The following is a 26,949-nucleotide window of genomic DNA, read 5'->3' as shown; positions in this document are numbered from 1 at the left end:
GAGCGGAGGAAGGGTATAGCGTACCCACCCACCCCTGCCTGTAGGAACGAGGACGATAACTGCCTTTCCGTGCGGAAATCAATACAAGGTAGTGAGCCTAGTGGCCCGCCTCCTGCCAGGACTTACCCCAGCCGACCTGCACATCCAGAGGAACACGCAGGGAGGCGGCACCGCTCATCTCCTCGACGAGCACGCGTTCGGCGGCTTCACGCTCACCGGTGGCGACTTCGAGGATGATTTCGTCGTGCACCTGCAGCAGCATGCGGGTCTTCAGGCCCTCTTCGCGCAGGCGGCGGTGAATGTTAATCATGGCGATCTTGATGATGTCCGCGGCGGTGCCCTGAATCGGGGCGTTGAGGGCGGCACGTTCGGCGGCTTCTCGGCGTACACGGTTGGGCGAGTCCAGGTCGGGCAGCACGCGGCGGCGACCGAAAATGGTTTCGGTGTAGCCGTCCTGGTGTGCCTGCTTGAGCACGCCGCGCAGGAAGCGGCCCACACGTCCGAATCGCTTGAAGTAGTTGGTGCGCAGTTCGCCTGCTTCGTCGGAGCTGATGTTCAGCTGCTTGGCGAGGCCGAAGCGGGACAGGCCGTACGCCAAACCGTAGGACATTGCCTTGACCTTGGAGCGCTGCTCGGGGGTGACGTCTTCGGGGGCAACGCCGAAGACTTCGGAACCGACGTAACGGTGCAGGTCCTCCCCCGCCTCGTAGGCGGCGATGAGCTTCTCGTCGGCGGCCAGGTGCACCATGATGCGCATTTCGATCTGCGAGTAGTCGGCGGTGAGCAGACCCTCGTACTCCACGCCGTCGATGGGCTCGGGAGCCACGATGAAGGCACCGCGGATGCGGCGGCCCTCCTCGGTGCGAATCGGGATGTTCTGCAGGTTCGGCGCGGTCGAGGAGAGTCGACCGGTGGATGCGGCGCCCTGCTGGAAGGTGGTGTGCACGCGTCCGTCCTCGGTGGCGGCCTTCTGCAGGCCCTCGACGGTCTGGGCGAGCTTGATGTTGTCGCGGTAGGCGATGAGCGCACCAAGGAAGGCTGCGCCGTCGGATTCAGGCGAGATCTTGGAGAGCAGCTCGGTGACGGATTCGGCGTCGGTGGAGTAGCCGGACTTAATCTTGCGGGTGTGCGGCAGGCCAAGGGTCTCGAAGAGCACGGTCTGCAGCTGTTTGACGGAGGCGAGGTTGAGGGGTTCTTCGCCGTCCTCGGTGGCGACCTCCCCGCCGATGATGGCTCGGGCGGATTCCTGCGCCTGGTTGGCGCGTGCCGAGAAGGTGTCGTGCAGCTCGGTCAGGAGCGCATCGGAGACGGCGATGCCGGCCTGCTCCATGTCTGCGAGCACGTACAGTAGCGGCAGCTCGATTTCTTCGTAGACCTTCAGCTGGCCGTGCTCTTCCATTTCGTAGTGCAACAGGCGCGCAAGCTCGTGGATGATGCGGCTAATCTGCGTGAAGTAGCGCAGGTTCTCGACCGGTTCGGTTTCGCCGGGCAGGCTGAACAGGGAGGGTTCTTCGCGCGTCTCGGGCTGGAAGACCAGCTGCGCGTAGGGTTCCTTGGGAATCCACAGGTAGCGTTCGGCGAGGTCTTCCATGCGTTCGGAAAAGAGCTTGCGGGTTGCGGTGGGGATGAAGCCGCACATGTACGAGGACAGCGCGGGGTCCTCGACGGCGCCGGCGAGTTCGTAGCCGTAGGCGCGCAGGAGTTTGCGCTGAACCTTGAGGTCCATGACGATTTTGCGGGCTGCTTCGTCGGAGAGCCAGGCGGCGAGGGCGGCGTCGAGTTCCGGGTCGATGGTGCGGGTATCGATCCAGAGGCTGGTGCTCTTGCTGGTGAGGAGCACGCCGAGCAGTTCGGGGTTTTCTTCGGCGGCGCGGATCTTGGTTTTGGTGACCTTGACGGCGGGGGCATCGCCGATGGCGGGGCGCGCTACGGGCAGGTTGGTGACCGGGTAGAGGGTCACGGCGCCTTCGAGGCGTTCGGGTACAGCGATGGGCGCGCCCTGTTCGTCGGTGCCGTAGTTTTCTTCGGCTGCGGCGGAACAGAAGGCGCGGAATGCTGCTGCGTCTGCGTTTTTGGTGGGTGCGCTGGTATTGATGGGTGCGTAGACGGGGCCGGTGGGTGCCTTCTTGGGGGCGCCCTCCTCCCCTGCTTCTGCGGCGGAGCTAGTAGCGCCTGCGGATCCGGCGGCGCGCACGATGGGGCCGAGGGTGTCGGCGGCGCGCTTGCGGATGGTGCGGAACTCTACTTCGTCGAAGAAGGTGTTGAGTGCATCCAGGTCGGGGGTGAATGCGGTGTCTTCGAGGGTGACGTTCAGGTCGAGGTCGTTGACGAGCTGGTTGAGGCGACGGTTGCGCACCACGTTATCCACGTTCTCGCGCAGCGCCTCGCCCTTCTTGCCGCCAATCTTGTCGCGGTTGTCGAGCACACCCTGCAGGGAGCCGTATTCGCCGAGCCATTTGGCGGCGAATCCGGGGCCCACGCCGGGCACGCCGGGCAGGTTGTCCGCCTGCTCACCAGTGAGGGCGGCAAGGTCGGGGTACATGTGCGGGGGTACCTTGGTTTTCTTTTCGACGGCGGCGGGGTCCATGCGCTGAATACCCTTGGAGGGGCCGGTGGTGACCGGGTAGAGCAGGGTGACGTCGTCGGTGACGAGCTGGAAGATGTCGCGGTCGCCGGAGAGGATGAGGACCTTGTAGCCGGCTTCGGTGCCGCGGCGGGTGAGGGTTGCGACGATGTCGTCGGCTTCGTAGTTTTCGTAGGTGAGCGCGGGGATGTTCAGCGCGCCGAGCATCTTCTTGATGAGGTCGATCTGGCCGTTGAAGGCTTCGGGGATGGCGTTGCGGCCGCCCTTGTATTCGCCGTATTCAGCGGTGCGGAAGGTGCCGCCGGGCAGGTCGAAGGCTACGGCGATGTGGCTGGGCTGGTTGTCTTTGATGATGCTCAGCAGGGTGGAGAGGAAGGCGTGGACGGCTTCGGTGTGCTGGCCGTCGCTGCGCACGAAGATGTGCTGTCCGGTCTTTTCGGCCATGGTGTAGATGCCGAAGAAGGAGCGTAGGGCGAGGGAGTGTCCGTCAATGAGCAGGAGGGTTTTGTTCTCTGTAGTCACTCCTCTAGTGTATCGAGTCTGGGTTTTCTTGGTGGTTGGCTTGGTGACGGCTGGGTTGGGGGGCTAGTTTCGGTGGTTACGGGTTAGAGCCCTGTGGGGAGGCACCCGCGCTGTGTTGGGTGCTGGCGCTGTGTTGGGTACCGGCGCTGTGCCATATAGCGGAATAACGGGGTGTGTGGAAAGAGTTTTACCTCATATGTAGGTGCCGGTGGGGTGCGTTTGGTGAGTTTTTCTCCCAAAAATTGTGCCCCAAGCCACTATGTAGGGTGGATAATAATACGGTTTCCAGATAATATATAACCTTATTATCGCCTCCAGCGTAGGAAACCCCCACACCCCGTGTATTCATAGGCAGAACTCTACCCAGAATTCACCGGCAGGATTCACCGGACCGTGAGGGCACCTCCCGCGCTTAACACACAACGAACCCTCATTTAGGAAACTATGAAGGCACTCAAAAAACTTCCCCTTCTCGCGTGGATTATCATCGCGATTGCATCGGGTGTGCTCATCGGCATGCTGACCCCCGGAATGATTAGCGGCATCAATGACGCAACCGGCGCAGCCATCCCCACCGACCTCATTGTGCAGCTCTTCGTCTCCTTCTCTACCGTATTCAGTGCCTTCCTGAGCTTCGCGATTCCGCTGATTATTATCGGTTTCATCGTGCCCGGCATTGGTTCCCTCGCGCAGGGTGCGGGCAAGATGCTCGGCATCACCGTGGGTCTGGCGTACATCTCCAGCATCCTTGCTGGCTTCCTGGCACTGACCTGCGCACTGCTGCTCTACCCCATCATCCTAAAGGGTCAGCAGCTCGCTTCCTTCGATAACCCCGAGAACGCACTGTCCAAGGGTTACATCTCCTTCGAGCTAACCCCGATTATGGGTGTGCTAAGCGCACTGATTCTCTCCTTCATCCTGGGCCTGGGCATTACCGCACTGAAGACCCGTGCGATGCTGAACCTCTTCGAGGACTTCCAGGTCATCGTTGAGAAGATGCTCGGCTACGTGATTATCCCCCTGCTGCCGGTGCACATTGTGGGTGTGTTCGCGAACATGACCCTCGCCGGTCAGGTGGCGAAGATCCTCTCCGTCTTCGGTCTTGTGTTCGTCATGGTGATTATTCTGCACTGGGTCACCCTGGCACTGCAGTACTCGGTGGCTGGCGCGATTTCTCGCCGCAACCCCATCCAGATGCTCAAGACCATGCTCCCGGCATACTTCACCGCAATCGGTACCCAGTCTTCGGCTGCGACCATCCCGGTAACCGTGCGTTCGGCGAAGAAGGCTGGCATCTCCCCCCGCGTGGTGGACTTCGCGATTCCGCTGTGCGCGACCATTCACCTCTCCGGCTCCATGATTACCATTACCTCCTGCTCGGTGGCAGTGCTGTTCATGACCGGCCAGCACCCCGACTTCGGTAGCCTGATCCCCATGATTCTGGTGCTCGGCGTGATGATGGTTGCCGCTCCCGGCGTTCCCGGCGGTGGCGTGATGACCGCAATCGGTCTGTTGCAGTCCATGCTTGGTTTCGATGCCTCCATGATTGCCCTGATGATTGCCCTGTACCTGGCTCAGGACTCCTTCGGCACCGCAACCAACGTGACCGGTGACGCGACCATCGCGGCCCTGACCGAGCGTATCTCCAAGGCAATCGGAGCGAACCCCGATAAGGAAATCCGCGACGAGGACATCGAAAAGGCAGAAGCTATTTCCGCCTAATCCTCATCCGCTTACATAGCGTTTTTCAGCCCCGCCTCCCCCTGTAGGAGGCGGGGCTGACCCGTACCCGGAAGCACTCGCGAAAAGCTATCCCACCCAAAGCAACAAAAACCAAGGAGTACACTGGAAGTCATGACTGAAAACAACACACAGCACGCACCCGTCCGCGCGGCAGCGCCCACCACCCTCACCGCAGAAGAAATCAAGGCGCAGCTGACCGAAAGCGGCATCCCCGAGCACCTGCACCCCTACTTCCCCCGCGGCCTAGGCGAGCTCATCCCCGCTATGGGCATTAAGTTCCAGGAACTCACCGCAGAACGCACCGTTGCGACCATGCCCGTCGCCGGTAACACCCAGCCCATCGGTCTGCTGCACGGCGGTGCCAACGTGGTTCTCGCCGAGACCCTCGGCTCGCTCTCCGCGGGCGTGCACGGCGGCGAAAACCTCGTAGCAGTCGGTGTGGACATCAACGCAACCCACGTGCGCCCGGCAGTCTCCGGTGTGGTTACCGCAACCTGCACCGCTGTCAAGCTCGGACGCACCCTGTGCATCCACTCCATCGACATTGTGGATGAGCGCGGTCGCACCACCTGCACCGCACGCATCACCAACATGCTGATCCCCCGCCCCACCGCCTAACGTCCTACAACTTCAGCAAGTAGCCTAAAATCGTAGAAGCACGGGGTACACGGCACCCCGCCAACACCCCACCAGAAGGTACGACCAGAAGGAGCACCATGGCCCGCGAGCGCACCCCCTATTTCAAGCGTTACCCGAAGATTGTGCGCGCCAAGCGCATTGTCCTGCCCATTGCAATCGGCGTGATGCTAGTGTGCCTGGTGACCGCCATCAACAACCCCGGCAGCTTCTGGTGGCTGGGCGTAATGCTCGGTACCGGCGGAATGCTCTGGGCTGGCTCCCCCACGGACCGCCCGATTAGCGGCCCCAACAATGACGAAGATGATTTGAACCGATACATGCGCTAAGCCTGCCCGACGCTGCGCTTCTTGCGGCGCTGAGTTGCCTGCAGCACTGGCATAGAAACGCTCCGACTGCTCCGGCAGGGTGCGAGCTTCAGAAGATAAAACATTAACGCCCCGTCCCTCAGCTTCATTGTGAGGGATGGGGCGTTAGTGTGTCATGAAAAGGTGCTGGTCAGATGCTGACCAACCGAAGGCGCATACGGGCGAACCCTAGTCTTCGCCGTAGCGTACGTTCGTACCTGTACCGATGTGTACTTTGTACGTCTCGTATTTAGGAGAGCTGCTTGATGATGGTGTCGGAAACTTCACGCATGGACAGGCGGCGGTCCATGGAGGTCTTCTGAATCCAGCGGAATGCTTCCGGCTCGGTCAGGTTCATCTTGGTGATGAGCAGCGACTTTGCGCGGTCAACCAGCTTACGGGTCTCGAACTGGTCGCGGATGGTACCAACTTCCTTCTCGAGGGCGCGAATCTGCTCGTAGCGGCTGATTGCCACCTCGATTGCGGGAACCAGGTCGTTCGGGGAGAACGGCTTGACGACGTACGCCATAGCGCCTGCCTCAACGGCACGGTCTACGAGTTCCTTCTGGCTGAAAGCGGTCAGCAGAACGACGGGAGCGATCTGCTCCTTCGCGATTTCTTCAGCTGCGGTGATGCCGTCCATAATCGGCATCTTCACATCCATGAGGACGAGGTCGGGGCGGTACTTCTGTGCTAGCTCGACGGCGGTCTTGCCGTTATCGGTTTCTGCTACGACGTCGAAACCCTGGTCCTTCAGAATTTCAACGATATCGAGGCGAATCAATGCCTCGTCTTCTGCTACGACGACGGTGCGGGCCGGGGCCTGATTCTCCGCCTGATCCTGAGTGGTCAGCTCTGACATAACTCTTCTCCTTTATCAAATTTCAATCATTTAAAGTCTACAGGACGGATTAAACGTTCATCTACTTTCTCGCCTTGTCTCAGGCGTGTTATATGCGTCCCATGTGCAGGTGGGAGGAGTTTTCTTTCGTCATTTTTGAGCCACCACGCAGATTTTGCATCTTAATGCATGTTTTTGTTCTATACTGCTCATGACTGTGAAAACAAAACCGCACAATGCAGAGGTCACGCGGCGAAATTCACACCTAAAACATGGACCCGAAAATGACTCTGACATGCACTAACACCCCCTCGGGTTAGACACAAAAGTAATAAACAAAATATTTATATCGAAACCCCATCACGCGCCGCAGAAGGCCGATACACTGAAATAGGTATTCTCCTCGACTTCTCCGGCACTCACATTTGACCACCCATACTCGATACCCGGAGGGGATTCATGTCAATCACCCGTCAAGCACGCACCCTGTACTCAGACTTCGTCGAGTACAAGGAACTCGATCGCGCCCCGCTGACTTCCATTCACCCCGGAATTCTCATCGCCTTCGACTCCACCGCGCTTGCAAGCCTCTACAACTACCCAACCCACATCAGCGACGAAATCCTCCGCGTCTACTCGCAGCTGCGCGGACACGCTTTCCTCCCCCACCAGGCACTCAAAGAATTCTGGGCAGCACTCGACGGCGCCTCCCCCGTACCCGCCGCCGCAGACCGCGTCCGCTCAGCGCTCGCATCCTTCAAAGAAACCCTGCCCGAAGAACGCAACTCCCCCTGGAGCGCACTGCGTTCAGTCACGCACCAGCTGGACCACTCCATCGCGCAGATCATGAAGATCCTTGAACCCACCACCGACACCGGATCCATCAACATGGCACGCCGCGAAGACGACACGATCCTGCCGCGACTGAACCGCATCTTCACCGGCCACGTGGGTGCGGCACCCAGCCCCGAACGCCACGAACAGCAGTGCCGCGAAGCCCTCGCACAGGGCCACCCGTTGCTCGCTAACGCCAGCTTTGACGCCGACTTCGCGCTCTGGAACCAGTGCGTTGCCGAAGCAACCACCCGCGTGAAAGGCACCGACTGCGTCTTCGTCACCGGTGGTGTGCGCGACACCTGGCTGCGCAACGGTCAGCAGGTACGCGCCGCATCGGGCGGCGAACACGTGCGTCAGCTCGCGAACCGCCAGCTGCTGCGTGAATACACTAAGGCAACCGGAGGCGGCGTGTTCCGCATCTACACCGTTGAGGAGATCCTGCGGCTCGCCTCCAACCAGTACGGCGTGACCGTCAGCGACGCTACCTACAGCGCGATTCGCGCGGAACAGCCCGTAGCTGTGTAGGCAAGCGGTGTAGGCGGCCAACCATCACGCCACACTAACAACCACCGTTAACCGCGAGAAGCCACATGTGTTTCGAGAAGCCACCAAAAACGTGGCTTTTCGAAACACATGTGGCTTTTCAGCATCTAGCTAGTTCTCGCAGCTGGCGCGGTACAGCTCAGCGGCGCGTTGCTCCGAAGACTCGTCATCACCGAGGAGCAGATAGCACAGGTACAGGGTGAAGGCGGCGCGGCGGTCGTCGGCGAGCGCGCTGGTTCCTTCGCCGGGGTGGGCGCTGAAAGCGATAACGTCGTGTGCCTGAGGCAGGGCGGCAATCAGGTGCGCGGCGGTTTCGTAACCGTCCTGGTCGCCGGGCAGGGTGACGTGGTGCGGCTCCTGGTTCTCGTCAGCAGTACCAGATTCCGCGCGAGCGGCGGAAAAGTTAGCCTTGAGGACGTCCTCAACACGGCTCATCAGCTCATCATCGGGCAGTGCGCGGTCGTCTGAGGCAAACGCAACGTGGATGCCGTTCAGAGTCTCGTAGGGGTGCTCACCCGCAAAGTATCCGGCGGCAAGCGCGTAGCCGGTCAGCAGCTGCGCCTCGGCGGCGGTGAAGGTGCCGCGCGCCTCGCGCAGGGCGGGTAGTAGCAGCTCGGTCAGGAGAGGGTGCAGAGACTCGGGGGCGTTCGCGATAGCCTCCTGCAGGTACTCTTCCGCTTCCGCGGTGGGCTCGGCGTTGAGCAGGGTCAGGAAATCCTCATCGGTGCCAGCCCAGCATCGGGCGATCAGCACGAGGGTCGCGATGAGCGCGAGAAGTTCACGGTAGTTACCCGAACGGTCAGCGCCGAAGGTGTCAGCAACAACGCGTGCGAGCATGCGGGTGGCAATGTTCTCGAGGACGAACTCGTCGTAGGCATTGCTGCCGGGCCAGTTTGCGGGGTCGGGCAGGTAGGTTTCGTCCAGGTACCGCAGCACGGGTTCAAGGGGCACGGGAGCATCCGCCGCAAGGTCGGGGCGGCACTGCTCAACCCAGCTGTTCACGGTAGCCTCGTCGGCAATGCCGGTAGCCTCTGCGAGCTGGGCGCGCGAAAGGCTGTACGGTGCAACGAGTGCGGCGAGGTCATCACACGCGCCATTGGAGCGGTAGGTGGGTCGGTAGTTGGGGGCGGGAAGAGTTCCGGGGAGGTTGGTGGCTGCCATGGTAGCTCCTTCGCTGAGGTTCGGGGTGAATTGGGTTGTATGGTGTGCGATGCTCAGGCCTGTTTGAGGGGCCTGTGCGCCTTCTTTCTACGCATCTTCTAATTTCAGAATATCCCAGAGCCTCGCATCGTGTACTGCCCGTCGTCATTACCCGCCCATTAACCGCGAAAAGCCACATGTGTTTCGAAAAGCCACCATAATGGTGGCTTCTCGAAACACATGTGGCTTCTCGGCGTAAGAGGGAGGAGAAGGAGGGTTAGAGGCTCAGCTGGTCCAGGTGACCCGCGACCTCATCCACAACATCCGTAAACACGGCCCCGGCGCGCTCAATTACCGAGCGGAATTTACGTAGATTACGACGAACATGTCCCTTAAGAGCTGACTTACCGGAGTGATCTGCTGCATCCAAGGATGCGCCGTCCATGATGGAGTCGTTCAACAGACGAGCCAGCATCACCAGTTCGTCCTGCGTTAGCACCTGAGGCAGAATATCAACCGTGCACAGCTCATCGTAGACTCGCACCTCTCGTGCAGACAGGCCCAGGCTGCGGCCACGTTCGGCGTCATTCTCAGCCTCGGTAGCCAGCGAGCGAACAGCGAGCAACAGCTCTTCAAGCTCCTTACTGCTCTTATTCTCAAAGGCGTTGTAGCGCTTGAGTAGCTCCTCCAAACGCTTCATAAAGTAGACGACTCGTGCCTGCTGACCCTCCAGAGAATTCTGAATCTGCATGGTCACTATATCCGCCATATTCTGAGCAACAAGAGAGGCAACTTCCAATTGAGAAAGATACTCGATGTTCTCATCAGTCAACATACGCAGGTCGATAGTGGTCTCACCTTCGTCATCCACGCTAATGATATTGGTGCCGTTGCTCTCTACCGCCTTGTTAAAAAGCAGACTCATCTGCTGCTTAATTTCTTCGGGGTGGGGAACATGACCATGGGCGCGCTCCGTTAGGCGGCGGTTCTTCACGCCCTTGTGCACTTCGCGCAGGAAGTCGAGTCGCGCAATCATGGCCGGGGTCAACACCTCAGCGATGCCAGGCATATCCCGAACGGGAACAAGCTGGCGGTACAGGTCGATCACAACGCCCAGATTCCTAGACACCTGAGCTCCTCCGTCCCGGGCTGAGCGTTCTGCATCCTGCTCGTAGCTGAGGACCTTATTCTGCGCTCGAATCAATGCATCGGTGTATTCCTGGGAACGGCCAACACCGTTGCTATAGGCTTCAGCTACGGCATACCAGTCATCACCCAAGTATTCGGTGATCTGAGCGTAGATATTCTGAAGGTCCTCCAAGAGCTTCTGAGCACGGTTTGAGGGATCAAAATTAACGTCCTCCTGACCGGTTGCATATTTGCTCAACGCCTTACGCAGGTTAGTGTGCAGGGGCAGGAATCCAACAATCAGGCCGGACTGCTTTTCCTTGTAGGTGCGGTTGATGCGGGCAATAGTCTGCATCAGGTTGTGTTCCTTCTGCAGACGGTCCATGTACATGGTGTGCAGTACCGGGGCATCGAAGCCGGTGAGCAGGCGGTCGGCCACAACAATGATTTCCAACGGGTCATTGGGATCCTTGATGCGACGTTCCACCTCACGGGCTGCTGCCCCATTACGGCGGAAGCGAGAGAGTTCCTCGGGATCGCTGGGGGTACCCGAGATTAGCACCTGTACACAGCCAGTCTTAACGTCCTGGGGTCCACCTTCAGGGGCCCAATCAGGACGTAGCTCGATAATCTTGTTGAAGAGCCGTACAGCGTGTTCACGACCGGAGGTAACGACCATAGCCTTACCCGTATTGTCGCCCATCTCTTCTCGCATAAGTTCGCGACGTTCTTCCCAGTGCTCGACAATGTTCCTAGCAACCTCGTCCAGACGCTCGTCGGAGGCCAGCATCTTCATGACCGTGGTCTGCTCGAGTGTGGTCTTCGCTGCGATTTCTGCCTCTAGCAGATCGGAAAGTTCATCAAATGATTTGCTGATCCCGTCGATACCATCAGACTTCCCCATCTTGACGTGACGTAGCTGGTACAGTAGCGGGACCGTTGCACCTTCAGTAACAGCGCGGTCGAAGCTGTAAGTATGGATATAGTCGCCGAAGATGGATCGAGTGCTCCGGCTGTCCTTGTCAATGGGGGTGCCGGTGAACGCAATGTATTTGGCGCGAGGTAGAGCTAGGTTGAGGTTGTGGGCGTAACCTTCGAGGGTGTCGTAGTGGGAGCGGTGAGCCTCATCCACCATGACGATGATGTTTGAGCGGTCGGAGAGTTGCGGATATTCCTCTTCACCTTCCGCCAGACCAAACTTCTGCAAAGTAGTGAAGAAGATACCGCCGGCCTGAATGTCGTTGAGTCGGTTCTTCAGCTCACGGCGCGACTCAAACTTGACAGGGGTGTCAGGGAGCATATCCTCGGCGTTCTTGAAGGTCGTGTAGAGCTGGCTGTCCAGGTCGGTGCGGTCGGTCACCACAACGATAGTGGGGTTGAGCAACGCCTTCTCACGCATGGCGGCACGAGCGAAGAACAGCATGGAGTAGGACTTGCCGGAGCCCTGGGTGTGCCAGACGACGCCTACCTGTCCCCTGCCGATGTGGGTCTTTACGGCGCGGTCGAGCGCCTCGCGTACGGCGTAGTACTGGTGTGCCTTGGCGAGGATCTTGACGTAGGATTTGCTGCCTTCTTCGCTGCCAGTGCCTACGAAGAGGGTGAAATGGCGCATCATGTTGAGCAGAATTTCGGGGGTTCCGAAGGCCTGGATGATGCGGTTGAGCGGGGTGCTGAACTGGCCACATTCATCTTCATAGGTACCATTGGGAGTTTCTACGCCCTCGGAGTCATAGTTCCACTGAGCGGTGTGCGAGAACGGGGTGCCGATGGTGCCGTAGCGTGCCTCGTGAGTCTGGCCCATAATGGTGACGACATTGTAGGTGAAGGCCTGCGGGATTTCACGCTGGTAGGTAGCCATCTGGTTGTATGCTTCACTGAGATTCTTGTCCTGGTCCTTGAGCTCAATAATGCCGATGGGCAGGCCATTACAATACATCACGATATCCAAGCGGTAGGAACGTTCGCCTGAGCTAACGGGGACCTGTTGTGCCGCCAGGTAGGTGTTCTGGGTGGGGTCTGCGGAGATGACGTGCAGGTTGCGGATACGCTGGGTTCCGTCGGGTGCCTTCATTTCCACGGGGATGCCGGTGCTCATGTAGCCGAGAGCTTCCTTGTTCTCAGCCATGACGTTGGTGCTGCGGGGGCGAGTCAGGGTAGTGTAGGCCCTCTGCACCTGATCTTCAGTAGCAGCCGGGTTAAGGCGACGCAAAGCATCCTTAACCTCGCCGGGAATGAGCAGTGATTCGTTGGAGTCACGACAGTGACGGAAGGCTCTGTAGGTGGGCAGGATTGAGTCAGGCTTACGAGTGTCATGTTCACGCTTAGTGTAGCTGGTGCCGGGCTGAATACCGGTGCCGTTGGTCAATTCCCACCCGAGGTCGTTGAGCTGGGAGAGGACGGTCAGTTCCCAATCCTTTTCAGCCATGGTTATTCCTTTCGTTGCGGACACGTATGCATCCTGTATGTTGTATAAATGATTTGCTTATAAGCCGGATGCTCGCCTTCTGTGACGAGATTTGCGACGTTGTATATCTCTAGAATGCCTGATGACGAGGGGAAATGTCGTTATTGTGTTTTACCCCGGGGTAAGCGAACGGGCTGAAGCGCCGGTTTGCTTACCCCGGGGCGCACTGTTGAGAGGAGTATCCGAGCAATTAGCGGGGCTACTCCTCGTTGGATTCTCCTGGAGTGGGTTCTTCTGAAGTGGCCATTTCAGCCGCCAGAGCTTTCATGGCTTGTCGGATTCGCGCCCTTTCTTCTGCCTCAAGGCGTTTCCGCTCAACTGCGGCCTCCCAGGTGGAGCGAAGGTCAAGGCGGTTGGCCATGAGGTCCCGTTCATAGCGTCCGCGGACGGCACGCACCTGCTGCAGGGCTTCGGCCAGGGCGGCTTCCACTTCGTCGAAGGCGTTGAGTTCCTGGGTGAGGTAGCGTGCGACGGGGTGGGTGACGTATGCGTCCGCGTTTTCGGGTGCGTCATCTTCAGCTTCAGCGTTTCCGGCTTCAGCGCTGTCAGTCTCAGGCTTTTCGCTGAACCATTCGAGGTCATTGTTGTTCCACGCCAGACCGTCAATATGGGGTAGCGGCTGCTTCTCCCAACCCTTGATGTCCGTGCTGGTCTTGCGCTTTTCGGGTGCCAGGTGGGTGCTGATTCGGAGGGCGGTTCCTTCGGCTAGGCCGTTGAGGAGCGCTCGCAGAAGGTGCGCGAGTAGCTGGGCGCGCTGAACGTATTCGCTGGTGACCTGCAGGTTGGGGCGGTCGGGGGTGTAGTGACGGAATCGGAGCACGGTCATTCCCAGACCGATGACCTCTCCCCCGCGCTCGCTCAGGTAGACGGCGGGTCCGCCGTAGGCCTGGTCATAGGCGGGGTAGATAACGATATCGTTGGCCCGAGTGAGCTGGGTGCCTTCGGTCAGGTCGAGGGCACGCAGGTAGTGGCTCTCAGCAGGTAGCACACCGTAGCGTGCGTAGTGGCCGAGGGCGTGCGCGTCGAGAACGCGGATGCGCTTCCTGTTGTTTTCGACATCGCCGTAGCGTGCGCCGTCAACCTGGCGGCCGGTGATTTTGGTGAGTACTTTCTCGGTTTTGATGAGCTGGTTGATGGTGATGTCGTATTCTTCGCCGTGCGGGATGGACCGTTCGTCTTCGGGGGTGCGACGGTGCGGCACGCTTACGGGCAGGGCGGCGGGCAGAGTTTCGAGGAGGGCGGGTAGGTCTCGGGTAAGGCTAGCGAGTAGGCTGAGGCTTTCTTCGGGGGTGTTCTCGGAGATTGGGTTGATGTACAGCTCGTTGAAGGAAGCGTTTTTGAGCGCATCGGAGGCTACGATGACGCCGCCGCTGATATCTTCGGAACCGATTTCACCGCGGCTGAGGTAGCTACAGACGGTTTCTTGGATCTGTGAAGCCGCGGTGGTGAGTTCTAGCAGTCCAGTATTTTCAGCCTGCTGGTAGAGCGGGACATCGTCAAGGGATCCGAGATAGATGGATCCCTGGGGTTTGCTGCCGGTCGTGAAGGTGCTGAAGAGGCCAAGGCCGAGGCGGGTTTTGGTGTTGACTTTGAGGTGCTCGGGACCGAGGTCGATGACCGCGCGTAGGCGCATACCATGGTCATCCACCTCAGAGCTTTCAAAGAAGTTTTCAAAGAATTCCTTGTCCTGACTATTATTTTGTTTATTTTGTTGGCGGACTTTGAGGAGGTGGAGGAGGTGACTGAAGTCCGAGAATACGTCTAGAGGTGCGAGTACGGCGAGGTGTTCGCCAGGTCGCACGGGATAGCTGATAGTGCCGTTGACGAAGCTGATACCTGCGTCAACGGTCATAGCGAGGTTATCAATGGCATCCCAGGCGTCTTCCTGCTGCGCAGCGAAGTCGTCAGGGGTGCCCGCGGGGGTGTCAAGCGGCAGGATGATGAGATGGTTGGCTGGTGCCTCGGGCAGGGGTGCCGCGGGTTCGGGGGCGGCAGTCTGTACCGTACGGTTAGCGGTACGGGCCTGCTGTATAGCCCAGCGTTCGGCGCGGTAAAGATCGACGGCCTGTTGTTCGGCGGAGTCTTCGCCGTTCAGCAACAGGTAGCAGAGGTAAAGAGCGAATGCGTCGCGGCTTTCTGATGCCAGGGCACCGGTGGAACCTTCAGGGGCGCTAAAGGCGATAGCCTGGTGGGCTTTTTCAGGCAGGTAGGCAACGAGGTGCGCGGCAGTTTCATAGCTACCGTAGTTTCCGTGCAGGATAAGGTTGCGTTGGCTGGGGTAGTTCCATCCGAATGCGGCGTCGTGGTAGGTGGGGTAGGAGCCGGCGTTGAGGAAGTCGGCTACGTAGCGGATGAGCTCGGCACCCGGTAGGGCGTTGGCTCGGTCTGCGGCGGCAAGTGAGGTATGGATGCTGTTGAGGGTTTCATAGGGATGATCATCAGCGTAGAATCCAGCCACGAGCGCGTAGCTGGTGAGCAGCCGCGCTTGGCTGGCGGGGTAAGTGCCTCGGGCGGTGTGAAGGGTGGGGAGGAGCAAATTGGTGAGGATTTCTCGCACACCCTCGTAGGTGTCCTCGATAGCCTGTTGTAGGTGCTCTTCGGTTTCGTTACTGGGTTCGGAATCTAGCAGGGTGAGGAAAGATTCGTTAGGCCCGCGCCAGTAGCGGGCGAGGAGCACGAGGGTTGCGATGAGTGCGAGGAGTTCGCGGTAGTTGCTGCTGTGCGGGTGGTCGGTGCTGAAAGTGGCGGCTACGACGCGGGCGAGCATGCGCGCGGTGATGTTTTCGAGGATGTACTGGTCGTAGGGGTAGCTGCCGGGCCACTTTTTGGGGTTAGGAAGGTGCGTCTCGTGCAGGTAGCGCAGGATGGGCGCGAGGGGCACGGGGGTGCCCTGCGGGAGGTTGGGGCAGCACTGTTTGACCCAGCTGTTGACGGTGGGTTTGGTGGCGATACCGACGGCTTCGGTGAGCTGGATGCGCGATAGGGCATATGGGCGTACTAGTTCCGCAAGAGTTTCATACGTGTCGTCATTCGGGCTGTAGGTGGGTGCCATGGTGCTAGAGCTCCTTTGCTGAGGCGGTCGTGAAGTAGGTGATTGCGTGGTAGCGGGATGGCACGCCCTGCCCGGTCGGTGTGAACCGGCCGGGCAAGGCGGATGCGGCGCTCCCCTAGCGTCTAACCAATGAGGCGCTTAATGAGAGCGTCACGGGTTTCAGCGAGCTGAAGGTTCTCTTGTTCTAGGTTCATCCAGAGATTCCAGAGATTCTCCATCTGCGGCATTTCTTGCGCGGGAATAGAAATATCCCTTTTGAGGTCGCCACGGCGTATGTGTCCCATGGTTGTAGCTTTATCAACAGCAATAGCTTGGAAATCTTCAATCACAGATTTACAAGCATGGTAAACAAGCCATTTAGGATAATTACCCTTGGGTATCACTTTAAAGATGTGCTGATTAATAATTGCTTCGGGAAGATGCCATACATATGTATCCAGGCTACCGGACCAGGACATCAATACATCACCGGGATAAGCGGTATTTTCTTCTTTTACTTCAATGTCGTTATAGACGGTAGAAGCGCCGAGACCATTATTAAGTTCAGCAATACGAATGACTACTCGACCTGTGCCAGTTGCATCTTTTGTGAATGCCCTACCATTTATAAAATCAGCAATATCTGTGAGTTCTAGAACCTTCCCATTTTTAGCTTCTGCCTTATAGAGTGCGGTCATATACTCTTTGAGGGTCTGGATGAGGCGGGTGTTTGCTTCAATTTTGTCGTCGAGCGAGCCCAAAATCCCGGCAATCCGTTCCTGCTCTTCTAGAGGGGGCAGGGAAACTTCAAATTTTTCAGCAAAAATTTTGAACTGAAAATTAGCGATTCCAGTTGACTGATTTTGAAATTCCCAGGACCCTCCAGAAGCCCACCAAGACTGCAGAAGATAATACATATATTTAGGGAAAACTACTTCTTTTTTGAAACGAAGCAAACGGCAAAAACTTGCCGGTATGACTGCATATTCCACCGAGCTCAGTAGCTTCTCTGAAATATAAACGGTCCTTCCGGTAGGCCTATTCTTAGTACCACCAGATATTTCAAACAGTATGTCTCCATCCTGCAATGACCTTTTATTGACAAAATTCAGTGCTTCGAATCTTAAAGGAACACCGTCAAAGCTTCCCTTCTCAATTGAGGGAAAATCTGCACTGCGGATGACGTAATTTGGAGTATTTTGATTCCCATCAGGAGCTTCAGCACCCCACCCGCCACCGATGACGTATTCAAGAAGATCACCAATAATATGGTTATTCATCTTCTTCACCGCCATCAAGATCCAGCGACGCCAGCTGCTCACGCACGACCGTGCCCAGACGCTCCGACTCAGCGAACTGCTCCAGCAGCTGCTCGCGCAGACCGGCGATACGCGCATCCAGCTCCTGGGCGCTCTCCCCCTCAGACACTGCGCTACCCACGTAGCGGCCCGGAGTCAGCACAAAATCCTGCTCCCGAACATCCTCAAGCGACGCCGAGAAGCAGAAACCCGCCTCGTCCTCATACACGCTAGCAGTCGGCTCCTCGCCAGCCTTCACCAACGAACCATCCGCGTGATACATCGACGGCATGCCGCGCCACGCACACCACGTATTCGCAATCTTCGCGATATCCTCCTCAGAGAACACACGCTCAGTACGAGACACCATATGACCCATCGAACGGGCATCCATAAACAGAACCTGACCCGAACGATCCACCGAACCATTCACACCCGCCGACTTTTCCTTGGACAGCAGCCACACGCACGCCGGGGAGCTCGTCGTCGTAAACATATTCGGCGGCAACACCAACACTGCGGCCACCGCGTCGCCCTCAACCATGGCGCGACGAATACCGCCCTGACCGCCAGTATCAGCAGTCAACGAACCATTCGCCATCACCACAGCAGCCGAACCCTTAACATCCAGCTTCGACCACACATGCTGCATCCACGCAAAATTCGCGTTATTCTTCGGGGGAACGCCAAACACCCAGCGCGGGTCATCCTCAACCCGATGCCACTCCTTAATGTTGAACGGCGGGTTCGTCAACACATAATCAAAACGCTCACCCGGGTGCGAATCCTCAACGAACGTATCCCGCCAGCGGTCACCCACCGAACCATCAATACCGTGAATCGCCAGATTCAGGCGCGCCAAACGCCAGGTCGCCTGGTTACGCTCCTGACCATAAGCGAGCACACGCTGGTCACCCTTGCTGCGGTCATCAAACGCGCCGCCGGCACGGTGCACAAAATTATTCGACTGCACAAACATGCCACCCGAACCACAGCACGGATCATACACGCGGCCATTCGTCGGCTGAATCATACCCACCAGAGTATTCACCACAGTCGTCGGGGTGTAGAACTCGCCGCCCTTCTGACCCTGAGCACGAGCAAACTTACCCAAGAAATACTCATACACGAAGCCCAGAACATCCTTCGATGAAGAATGCTCACCATCACGCACCGCCGCAAAATTTGCGTTCGACAGCAAGTCAATCACCTGCGCCAAGGTGCGCTGTTCCACCTTCTCACTCGCATACATGGGCTCCAGCGCACCACGCAGCGGAGGGTTCTGAGCCATAATCTCGTCCATAGCTTCATCAACCAACTCACCCACACGGTCACCCTTTGCCTGCTGCACCAGGTCAGACCAGCGGGCGCCGACCGGCACATAGAACGCATGACGAGCATGGTAGTAAGGCGGGTACTCCAACTCCTCCGCCAGGTCCTCGCCACTCAGACCATCCTCCACAGTCAGCATGCGGTAAACATCCTCACGGGCCTTATCGAAGGTGTCACCAATGTACTTCAAGAAGATCAGGCCCAGCATGAAGTCGCGGTAACCACCAGGCTCCATCGAACCGCGCAGAATGTCCGCGGACTTCCACAGCATCTCCGCCAACTCAGCCGGAGTAGTAGGGGCACCCGACCCCTGAGATACAGGCGCTTTCGCCATTATTGTGCCTTTCAACGTCACCGGGGGTGGTCCCCGGATGTCCTCAATGTAAGTGTCTAACTGTTTCTATTATCCCTGCTGGCCGGAGGCGAGGTGGCCGGGCTGGTCATCTCGCTCCCTCTCTGTTCTCCGCCGAGAAGCCACATGTGTTTCGAAAAGCAACACGTTTTGTGGCTTTTCGAAACACATGTGGCTTTTGGAGGCTGCTAAGAAGCGCCCGCCCGCAGGAATTCAAAGAATATACTCCCTTTCCCCCACACCCAGTCCGATAATTTTTCGCTTACCCCGGGGTAAATCAAAAAATCTTAGCTGCCCTAAACCCTCCCCCTATTGTGGAGGTACAAGGTCACTGCACGACACCGCACCACCTGCCCCGGTGCAGGCCCGCACGGGCCGGGGCAACAACAATCAAAGGAGCACATTATGAGCCCCACCCTGACTCAGCGTATCCGCGCATTCATCAATCCTCCGGAGGAGACCACCTCCTCCGATACGCTCACCCACGATTGGGCTACCGAGAATTACGAGGAGGCGAACCAGCACGAATTGAATGGCTATACCTTCATCTCCCTGCCGATGCATAACGCAGGCATGAAGCTTAGCCGCCAGGTCCTCGCGCTTCAGGTGGCCTGCAGTATGCACTGGGGTACTGACCACGAGGACGTTCAGATTTACGACCCCGAGTCAAAGAAGGTGATTGCCGAAAGCCTCGTAGAACTCACCGAGTTTGGGAAGCAGAACGGCTGGTTCCAGGCCGGCTACGGTGGCCACTACAGCATCAGTTGGAATGCTGTTGAGGGATCACTCAAGACGGCGAGCTTCCCGTTGAAGGCCGAGTAACACCTCATCCCCCCCCCCGCCGAGAAGCCACAAGTGTTTCGAAAAGCAACATGTTTGGTGGCTTTTCGAAACACAAGTGGCTTCTCGGCACCGACCAAATCAACCACTAACTCTAAGGAGAACAAAATGTCCGTTGAAGAAGTCCTGGCCATTGTAGGAACTGTTGCCCCGCCGTTTACCGCTATCGCAGGACTTGGAACCGCGTGGGTAAAGCTCGGTGCAGCACGTAAGGACGCCAAGAAGGCGGCCACCACTCCCGGAGCAGGAAATACCACCCAGAAGCTCAGCATCGGCACCATCAACGGCAATGGCAACCGCGTGCACAACACCCACCAGCAGGTAGGCAACGGCTCCGCAGCCATTAGTGGCGACGGCAACCGCACCACCATCGACAACAGCCAGCACACGCACAACCACGCACCCTCCAAGAAGGGGCAGGAAAGTACTGAAAACGCCTTCGGTCTCGGCTTTGGAGCACTGGCCGTCACGGTGATTGCTACGGCTGCATTCTGTGCTAGCTGGCCCAGTATCAACCTGATCGGCATCATCTGCTGGGTGCTTTGTCTCGCATTGACCGGTCTGCTCATCAAGAAGTATGCACAGCCGGGCACCGAAACCAGTATCAACGCCCTGATGTATATGCTCTACCCCGGTATTCTGTTGGCCATCGCTGCATGGACCTGGGTAACCCTGAATGGTTCCGGCATGTACAACCTGTCTACCATTCGCACCGCTATCGACAACCATATGAACTCCCACCAGCAGGGCAGTTACATTGCACGGTACATTGAAGCTGTCAACGCAACGTACGGATTCGGTGGCTTCACCTTGCTGATGCTGAATTTGCTCGCCGCCGTACTCACGGTTCTGCTTCTTGTACGTTGCTACTGGCATATTCTGAACGCCGCATGCGCGCGTTACCGTGGCTTTGAGCTTCGCTTCCCTCTGAAGGAAGTTGCAGCAGACATCATCCTAGCAGCCATGGGGTGCGTAGCATGCCAGCCTGCACTTGCTGAACATCTAATCGCACAGATCAACAAGTAGCATCCTGCGGATGAGAGGCGGGGCCGTATTCACTCAACTTATCCACACCCCTCTCACTGAGAAGCCACATGTGTTTCGAAAAGCCACATTTTTAGTGGCTTTTCGAAACACATGTGGCTTTTCGGCGTAATAACTAAACGTAACACTTGAACATAAATACTCTCATTTGATGCAATTAAAGCATGTTTACCAGAGAAGAACTATCAATGATGATACGCACCCGCACCGAACTCATCACCTCAGCCACCCACACGCGAATCACCCTGAGCCACGCCCTCAACCGCGGCGAACTCACCCGCGTCTCAAAAGGGCACCTTCTCCCCACCCAAACCTGGAACAACCTACACCCCAACGACCAGCACTACGTGTGCATCCTCGCGCACCTCAACGAATACCCCGCCAACATCCTCGCCGCTCAAAGCGCAGCCGTCGCCTGGGGCGTCTCCTCCCTCAGCCCACCACGTCACGTTCAAGTACGAGGAGCCGGAGGCGGCCGCAGAGAAAACATCCAGCGCATCCAAGACACCCTCACCGCGGACAGCCCCATCGTGTACACGCCCGAAGGGATTCCCACCGTCACACCACTAACAGCTATCACCACCTGCGTGAAAACGCTTCCCTTTCGCGACGGGCTCGTTCTGGCCGAAAGCGCCCTTCAACGCTTCGCGCGGGAACCGGATATGCTCACCTACGAGGAGCTCAAGAAAGAGCTCTCATCTGCATCTGGCCGCGGGTGCCGAACCGCCCGCCTCGTCGGACATGAGCTCAGCCCACACTCAGAATCCGTTGCTGAAACCTGCATGCGGTTACTTCTCGATGACCAAGGAATCCGATACAAGCAGCAAGAAACCATCATCTGCGAAGGTCATGCCTATCGAGTGGACTTTCTGCTACACACCACTAGCCTCCACGGCAGGCCTGTCATTCTGGAGGTAGACGGCAACGTCAAATACAACGCCAAAGAGGACCTGGTTCGGGAGAAGACTCGACAGGATCGGTTGCTCCACGCGGGGTATGCTGTCGTCCGTGTTTCTGCTAAGGATGCTATTTACCGTCCGAGGCGGGCCTTGCAGGTGCTGCGTACTGCTGGAGTGCCCCAAACTTAACCGCGAGAAGCCACATGTGTTTCGAAAAGCCACTAAAAATGTGGCTTTTCGAAACACATGTGGCTTCTCAGCGAATAGAGAGGCGACTAGCTTGCCCACAAACCACTCGATATCAGGTGAGTCACCAAATAGAGAGCGATACTCACCATGAAAAGACGCTCCGCACTTTCCAACTTTGATCCAACAATCACAGCACGACCTCCCAGCGCACTACCGGCAAGGAAAACAGAGTGCAACAGAACTTCCGGAACAAGCATTCCCCACACAAGGAACAGCACAGTATACACAGCCAGAGTAACCAACCCCGGAACACCGTATGCACCCATAACACCGTTCACAAAGTCCACGTCAGTCGAACCCGCCGAGAGCCCCGCCTGGATCAGATTAGCCATCGACCAATGTTCGCTCATCTGCAGGCCATTCGACAGCGTAGAGCTGAGAGCCGTACCGGACGAAGTCACATACATCAGACCAAGTAAGGCGTTGGGCTTCATCTTCTTACCCTTAGCCCGTGCACGCTTGGAACAACGCACCATTGCAGTCAAACCCAGCAGTAGTACCGCGAATACCGAAATGTCAGCAACCCACACCAAAGCCTCTACCGAAGAGCTTTGCTGTAGCATGACCACCCACATCGCCGCGGCCACAAATCCGCCCATCACGAGGTTGATGATAATATCCGGACCGCCCAAAATGGAGGAACTTAAGATACGGTCTTCGTCGTCCGATTCTCGCGTGTACTCCTCGCCCTTCGTCGTGGCTCGCAGATAACGAATCGATGTGGTTACACCACCCACGGCTGATATTGCAGCCCTCACGAAGAAGATAATTACGCTCACCAACAGCAGGACCAACGTTGCTGAGTTCAACCATTGTGACAAGTTCATATCATGCCTTTCTTCTGGGTGGCCTTGTAATGCAGTGACCACCCATCCAATATGTCCCCTTCAGACTATTCCTGATGTGGGGGCCGACCCCTTGTTCGCAATTTACCCCGGGGTAAATCAGGCTATGTTCTTTCCTTTCAGATAAGCGAAAAGCCACATGTGTTTCGAAAAGCCACCATAATGGTGGCTTCTCGAAACACATGTGGCTTCTCGGCGGAATATGAGGATGCTAGTCCAGCAACGCGTCCACGAATGCTTCGGGGTCGAACGGTGCCAGGTCGTCCGGGCCTTCGCCCAGGCCGATGAGCTTGACGGGAACGCCGAGCTCCTCCTGAATAGCGACCACGATACCGCCCTTTGCGGTGCCGTCGAGCTTGGTCAGCACGATACCGGTGACGTCCACGATATCGCCGAAGACCTTCGCCTGAACCATACCGTTCTGGCCGGTGGTCGCGTCAATCACGAGCAGAACCTCGGTGACCGGCGCTTCCTTCTCGATAACGCGCTTGATCTTGCCGAGCTGATCCATCAGACCGGACTTGTTCTGCAGACGGCCCGCGGTGTCCACGAGCACGGTGTCAACGCCCTGCTCCTTACCAGCCTTCACAGCGTCAAACGCGACGGATGCGGGGTCGGCGCCTTCCTTCTCGGAACGCACGGTCTTCACGCCCACGCGGTCACCCCAGGTGGTCAGCTGCTCGGACGCGGCCGCACGGAACGTATCAGCGGCGCCCAGGAGCAGGGTCTGACCGTCAGCGACCATCACGCGGGCAATCTTACCAACCGTGGTGGTCTTACCGACGCCGTTCACGCCAACGACCAGCACCACGCCGGGGTTGCCGTCGCTGCCGGCGGTCTTCAGTTCGCGGTCCATGTCGGGGCGAACGATCTTCACGAGCTCTTCGCGGAGCATCTTCTTCACGGCGGCGGGGTTGCTCGTACCCTCAACACGCACACGCTGCTGCAGCGCCTCCACCAGGCGGGTGGTCGGCTCGGAGCCGAGGTCGGCGAGCAGCAGGGTCTCCTCAACCTCATCCCAGACGTCCTGGTCGATGCGGTCGCGAGAAAGCAGAGCCAGCAAGCCCTTGCCGAGCATGTTGTTGGAGCGTGCCAGGCGGGCGCGCAGGCGCACCAGGCGACCCGCGGACGGGTCGGGCATATCAAGTTCAATAGCGCGAGGTGCCGAGCTTTCGGGTTCTTCCGCCGAACCGCCGGAGGCCTTAGCAGCCTCCTGGCGCAAAGACTGCAGGTCCGCAGTCTTCTTGGGTCGGCGCAGAACGGCGAAAAGTATACCGGCGATAACCAGTACACCCAGCACAATCGCGCAAATCATCATCATCGTTTCATTCACACTACTAGCTTACCGGTTTGGGCGGTTTGACTGGTCGAGGTGACGCGCATGCCCGGCTGTCGGCGGAGTAGACTGGACACTGTTAAGTTTTTTAGCCGAACACATGATGGGCAGTTGCGGGTGGGGTCCGCGGCTGCCGTACGGCACCGCACTATTTCGAGGATGAGTATGAGGAACCCTGCCAAAACACCGCCTGTTTTTGACCCGCGCACGATTGATCCGAACCGTGTGCCGACCGGTTTGAAGGTTCTGATTGCTGCGTCGTTCATGATTGCGGTGGGTTTTGGTTTGGTGGCGCCGGTGCTGCCGAACTATGCGCAGAACTTTAATGCCCGGTCACCATGGCGACGATGGTGGTTTCTGCGCTCGCAATTACGCGCCTGATTTTTGCGCCGTCGGCGGGTCAGCTGATTACCCGCTGGGGTGAGCGTCCGGTGTACACGATTGGCATGCTGATCGTGTCGGTGACGTCGTTTATGATTGCGTTCGCCTGGGATTACTGGGTGCTGCTGGGTTCGCGTGCGGTAGCGGGTATCGGCTCGGTCATGTTCACGGTCTCCGCGATGGGTCTGCTGGTGCGCCTGTCCCCGGCGCATATGCGCGGCCGTATTTCGGGTTATTATGCGACGGCGTTCCTGCTGGGTAACCTGCTGGGCCCGGTGATTGCGAGCGCCCTGGCGCCCTTTGGTATGCGTGCGCCGTTCATTGTGTATGGTTTTTCGCTGTTGGCGGCGGGCTTGATTGTGTGGTTCTTGATGCCGTCGCAGGCGGCTCTGGAGGCGGAGCGCGACGCGATTATGGAGGCGGCGGCACTGGCTGAGGGTAAGGGCACCGGGGTGTTGCCGTCGGCGGCGCCTTCCCCTGCTGACACTCAGGCTGGCGCATCCGGTAAGGGCGCTAAGTCTGCTGCATCCGGCGGCGCTGCGGGTAAGAGTGACCTGCCTGCGATGTCTGTTCGTGACGCGTTGAAGTTCTCGAATTACCGTTCGGCGCTGGTGTCGAATTGGGCGATTGGCTGGTCGGTGTTTGGTGTGCAGTCGTCGATTATTCCGTTGGCGGCGGCGTATTTGGCGACGGGCGGTGACATGTCGGATTCGGTGGCGGCTACTCTGTTGGCGTCGTTGGCGATGGCGACGAACTCGTTTGGTAATGCGTTGACGCAGACGTTCTCGGGTCGTTTTTCGGATCGTTTTGGTCGCCGTGTGATGGCGTTTTCGGGTCTGCTGTTGGCAGGTTCTGCGGTGACGTTTATGGGTTTCGCGCCGGTGGCGTGGGTGTTTGTGTCGTTGACGGCGTGCCTGGGTATTGGTGCGGCGTTTATGGGTCCGTCGATTCAGGCTGCGGTGTCTGATGTGATTGGTACTCGCCGCAGTGGTGGTCAGGTGTTGGCGGTGTATCAGATGTGTAGCGATTTCGGTATGATTTTGGGCCCGCTGGTGGCTGGTTTGATTGCGGATGCGTGGGGCTTTGTTCCGGCGTTCATTATCAGTGGTTTGTTGCTGGTGGCGGCGGCGTTTACGTGGGCGCCGTTCCGTAAGGCGCGCTGGCCGAAGGATATTGCGGACGCGGACTATACGGGCCGCTAAGAGCTCTCTAATAAGTAAAAAGCCGGTGCCTGCTGCGAAGCAGGCACCGGCTCTATCTCTATGTATCAGGTCTGTATCCGGGAAGTAGATAAAAATCCGACAGGATAAATAACCCTAGAATCAGGTGAGCTGACCCGAGAAGGAAACCCCAGACCAACCCCTATTTCAACCATCCCAAGGCGAGCTAATTAGAGAAGGGAACCACATACCAGCTTCATATACCCAAGACTGCGGCGAGCTACCCCGAGAAGGTACCCACCTACCAACCCCTTCTATCCTCCACCCGAGGGGTAGGCGACCTAGAGGGCGACCGGACACGCGAAGCGGGGGCTCCGTCCTCGAAGCGCCCCCAGGCGCTGAAGAGGGGGCACTCCCCCGCAAGCGTGAACCGGTACAACCTCTCAAACAACTAGCCCACGGAAGTCACTCCCCCGCGAGCGTTGTCCGATACGCCCTCTCTCAAACCCTAGCCCACGGAAGCCTCACTCCCCCGCAAGCGGCGTCCGGTATGCCATCTCTTAGCAACCCTTATCGGGTCACAGGCACCTTGGAGAATTCACGCACGGTACCTTCGGGGTCGCCGGAGCGTACCAGCGCTTCACCGATGAGCACAGCATCGGCACCGGCACCAGCGTAGGCGCGCACGTCCTCAATGCTGGCGACACCGGATTCGGCGACCTTGATGACGGAGGTGGGCAGGTGCGCCGCGAGGGATGCGTAGTGCTCGTTGTTGACTTCGAGGGTCTTGAGGTTGCGCACGTTGATGCCGACGATTTTGGCGCCGATGCGCTGGGCGACTTCGATTTCTTCGGGGGTGTGGGTTTCAACGAGGGCGTTCATGCCGAGCGATTCGGTGAGTTCAAGGAACTCGCGCAGGGTCTGCTCGTCAAGTGCCGCGACAATCAGCAGAACCAGGTCGGCGCCGTGTGCGCGTGCCTCCCAAATCTGGTATTCGTCGACGGTGAAGTCCTTGCGCAGCACGGGGATGTTCACGGCGGCGCGGACTGCGTCAAGGTCGGCGAGGGAGCCGTTGAATCGGCGCTGCTCGGTGAGCACGGAGATTGCTGCGGCGCCACCTGCCTCGTAGCGTGCGGCAAGCGCAGCGGGGTCCGGGATTTCACCGAGGGCACCCTTGGAGGGCGAGGAGCGCTTCACCTCAGAAATAATGCGTGCGGTGGTGCCGTTGCCGCCGCCGGGTACTTCACCGCGTAGGGAGGCAAGCGCGTCACGGGCGGGTGCGGCTGCGAGGGCGCGCTTCTTCATTTCTTCGAGGGGAACCTGCTGTACGCGGGCGGCGAGGTCTTCGCGGACGCCGACGATGATCTCGTCGAGAACGGTGCTCATGGTGTCTCCTT

Annotated in this window: 19 protein-coding genes; 9 read left to right on the top strand and 10 right to left on the bottom strand. The window is 58.3% G+C overall.

Going from position 1 to position 26,949, the window contains the following annotated elements; translation table 11 throughout:
* Positions 1–97: 97 nt before the first annotated feature.
* On the bottom strand, positions 98–3,106 hold the full coding sequence (gene polA, locus HMPREF2765_RS06405) for a DNA polymerase I (protein ID WP_070506448.1): 3,009 nt from the start codon (positions 3,104–3,106) through the stop codon (positions 98–100).
* A 444-nt stretch (positions 3,107–3,550) separates the two neighbouring features.
* On the opposite strand from polA, the gene HMPREF2765_RS06400 reads away from it, so the two are divergent.
* The 3 genes from HMPREF2765_RS06400 to HMPREF2765_RS06390 all read left to right on the top strand — a co-directional run bounded on the left by HMPREF2765_RS06400 (position 3,551) and on the right by HMPREF2765_RS06390 (position 5,814).
* On the top strand, positions 3,551–4,828 hold the full coding sequence (locus HMPREF2765_RS06400) for a dicarboxylate/amino acid:cation symporter (protein ID WP_005506227.1): 1,278 nt from the start codon (positions 3,551–3,553) through the stop codon (positions 4,826–4,828).
* 132 nt (positions 4,829–4,960) lie between these two features.
* Positions 4,961–5,467: a PaaI family thioesterase gene (locus tag HMPREF2765_RS06395; RefSeq protein ID WP_049341349.1), complete on the top strand. Its 507-nt coding sequence runs from the start codon at positions 4,961–4,963 to the stop codon at positions 5,465–5,467.
* 98 nt (positions 5,468–5,565) lie between these two features.
* Positions 5,566–5,814: a hypothetical protein gene (locus HMPREF2765_RS06390; protein ID WP_049346050.1), complete on the top strand. Its 249-nt coding sequence runs from the start codon at positions 5,566–5,568 to the stop codon at positions 5,812–5,814.
* A 268-nt stretch (positions 5,815–6,082) separates the two neighbouring features.
* Here the strand turns inward: HMPREF2765_RS06390 and HMPREF2765_RS06385 are convergent, their stop codons facing one another.
* Positions 6,083–6,694, bottom strand: coding sequence for an ANTAR domain-containing response regulator (locus tag HMPREF2765_RS06385; RefSeq protein WP_012903637.1), 612 nt, complete (start codon positions 6,692–6,694; stop codon positions 6,083–6,085).
* 438 nt (positions 6,695–7,132) lie between these two features.
* Here HMPREF2765_RS06385 and HMPREF2765_RS06380 point away from each other — a divergent pair, with 438 nt between their 5' ends.
* Positions 7,133–8,035 carry a PIN-like domain-containing protein gene (locus tag HMPREF2765_RS06380; RefSeq protein ID WP_070604757.1) on the top strand — a complete coding sequence of 301 codons (903 nt, stop codon included), beginning with the start codon at positions 7,133–7,135 and terminating at the stop codon, positions 8,033–8,035.
* A 129-nt stretch (positions 8,036–8,164) separates the two neighbouring features.
* On the opposite strand, the gene HMPREF2765_RS06375 is transcribed toward HMPREF2765_RS06380, so the two are convergent.
* The 5 genes from HMPREF2765_RS06375 to HMPREF2765_RS06355 form a co-directional block, all read right to left on the bottom strand.
* Positions 8,165–9,214, bottom strand: coding sequence for a glycosyltransferase (locus HMPREF2765_RS06375; protein ID WP_070604755.1), 1,050 nt, complete (start codon positions 9,212–9,214; stop codon positions 8,165–8,167).
* 256 nt (positions 9,215–9,470) lie between these two features.
* Complete coding sequence (locus tag HMPREF2765_RS06370; protein ID WP_070604754.1) at positions 9,471–12,746, bottom strand: type I restriction endonuclease subunit R; 3,276 nt, start codon at positions 12,744–12,746, stop codon at positions 9,471–9,473.
* A 238-nt stretch (positions 12,747–12,984) separates the two neighbouring features.
* A complete protein-coding gene (locus HMPREF2765_RS09205; RefSeq protein ID WP_070604752.1) occupies positions 12,985–15,837 on the bottom strand; it encodes a hypothetical protein in 2,853 nt (950 codons plus the stop codon).
* A gap of 122 nt (positions 15,838–15,959) precedes the next feature.
* Positions 15,960–17,111 carry a restriction endonuclease subunit S gene (locus HMPREF2765_RS09100; protein ID WP_168163561.1) on the bottom strand — a complete coding sequence of 384 codons (1,152 nt, stop codon included), beginning with the start codon at positions 17,109–17,111 and terminating at the stop codon, positions 15,960–15,962.
* On the bottom strand, positions 17,089–18,780 hold the full coding sequence (locus tag HMPREF2765_RS06355; protein WP_070604748.1) for a type I restriction-modification system subunit M: 1,692 nt from the start codon (positions 18,778–18,780) through the stop codon (positions 17,089–17,091). The genes HMPREF2765_RS09100 and HMPREF2765_RS06355 overlap by 23 nt, the downstream gene beginning before the upstream one ends.
* Before the next feature lie 423 nt (positions 18,781–19,203).
* Between HMPREF2765_RS06355 and HMPREF2765_RS06350 the strand changes: the two genes are divergently transcribed.
* The 3 genes from HMPREF2765_RS06350 to HMPREF2765_RS06340 all read left to right on the top strand — a co-directional run bounded on the left by HMPREF2765_RS06350 (position 19,204) and on the right by HMPREF2765_RS06340 (position 21,770).
* Positions 19,204–19,620, top strand: coding sequence for a hypothetical protein (locus tag HMPREF2765_RS06350; protein ID WP_070604747.1), 417 nt, complete (start codon positions 19,204–19,206; stop codon positions 19,618–19,620).
* A 126-nt stretch (positions 19,621–19,746) separates the two neighbouring features.
* Entirely contained in the window at positions 19,747–20,664 is a 918-nt protein-coding gene (locus HMPREF2765_RS06345; protein WP_070604745.1) for a hypothetical protein, read from the top strand.
* A gap of 206 nt (positions 20,665–20,870) precedes the next feature.
* Positions 20,871–21,770 carry a hypothetical protein gene (locus tag HMPREF2765_RS06340; RefSeq protein WP_049341356.1) on the top strand — a complete coding sequence of 300 codons (900 nt, stop codon included), beginning with the start codon at positions 20,871–20,873 and terminating at the stop codon, positions 21,768–21,770.
* Between the two features lie 86 nt (positions 21,771–21,856).
* Here HMPREF2765_RS06340 and HMPREF2765_RS06335 read toward each other — a convergent pair whose 3' ends face one another.
* Both HMPREF2765_RS06335 and ftsY read right to left on the bottom strand, forming a co-directional pair.
* Entirely contained in the window at positions 21,857–22,657 is an 801-nt protein-coding gene (locus HMPREF2765_RS06335; RefSeq protein ID WP_049341357.1) for a hypothetical protein, read from the bottom strand.
* A 229-nt stretch (positions 22,658–22,886) separates the two neighbouring features.
* Complete coding sequence (gene ftsY, locus HMPREF2765_RS06330; protein ID WP_070506468.1) at positions 22,887–23,996, bottom strand: signal recognition particle-docking protein FtsY; 1,110 nt, start codon at positions 23,994–23,996, stop codon at positions 22,887–22,889.
* A gap of 180 nt (positions 23,997–24,176) precedes the next feature.
* Between ftsY and HMPREF2765_RS09380 the strand changes: the two genes are divergently transcribed.
* Both HMPREF2765_RS09380 and HMPREF2765_RS06325 read left to right on the top strand, forming a co-directional pair.
* Positions 24,177–24,392, top strand: coding sequence for a hypothetical protein (locus HMPREF2765_RS09380; protein ID WP_246824931.1), 216 nt, complete (start codon positions 24,177–24,179; stop codon positions 24,390–24,392).
* Positions 24,359–25,594, top strand: a complete 1,236-nt coding sequence (locus HMPREF2765_RS06325) for an MFS transporter (RefSeq protein ID WP_246824930.1) — start codon at positions 24,359–24,361, stop codon at positions 25,592–25,594. Before HMPREF2765_RS09380 ends, HMPREF2765_RS06325 begins: the two co-directional genes overlap by 34 nt.
* Positions 25,595–26,122: 528 nt before the next feature.
* Here the strand turns inward: HMPREF2765_RS06325 and trpC are convergent.
* The gene (gene trpC, locus HMPREF2765_RS06320; RefSeq protein WP_049353149.1) at positions 26,123–26,938 is read right to left on the bottom strand and encodes an indole-3-glycerol phosphate synthase TrpC; all 816 of its coding nucleotides are present in this window, start codon (positions 26,936–26,938) and stop codon (positions 26,123–26,125) included.
* Positions 26,939–26,949 lie beyond the last annotated feature (11 nt).

Source organism: Rothia sp. HMSC062H08, assembly GCF_001810775.1.
In the GTDB taxonomy this organism is placed as follows: domain Bacteria; phylum Actinomycetota; class Actinomycetes; order Actinomycetales; family Micrococcaceae; genus Rothia.
This window is presented reverse-complemented; position numbering and strand designations above follow the sequence as displayed.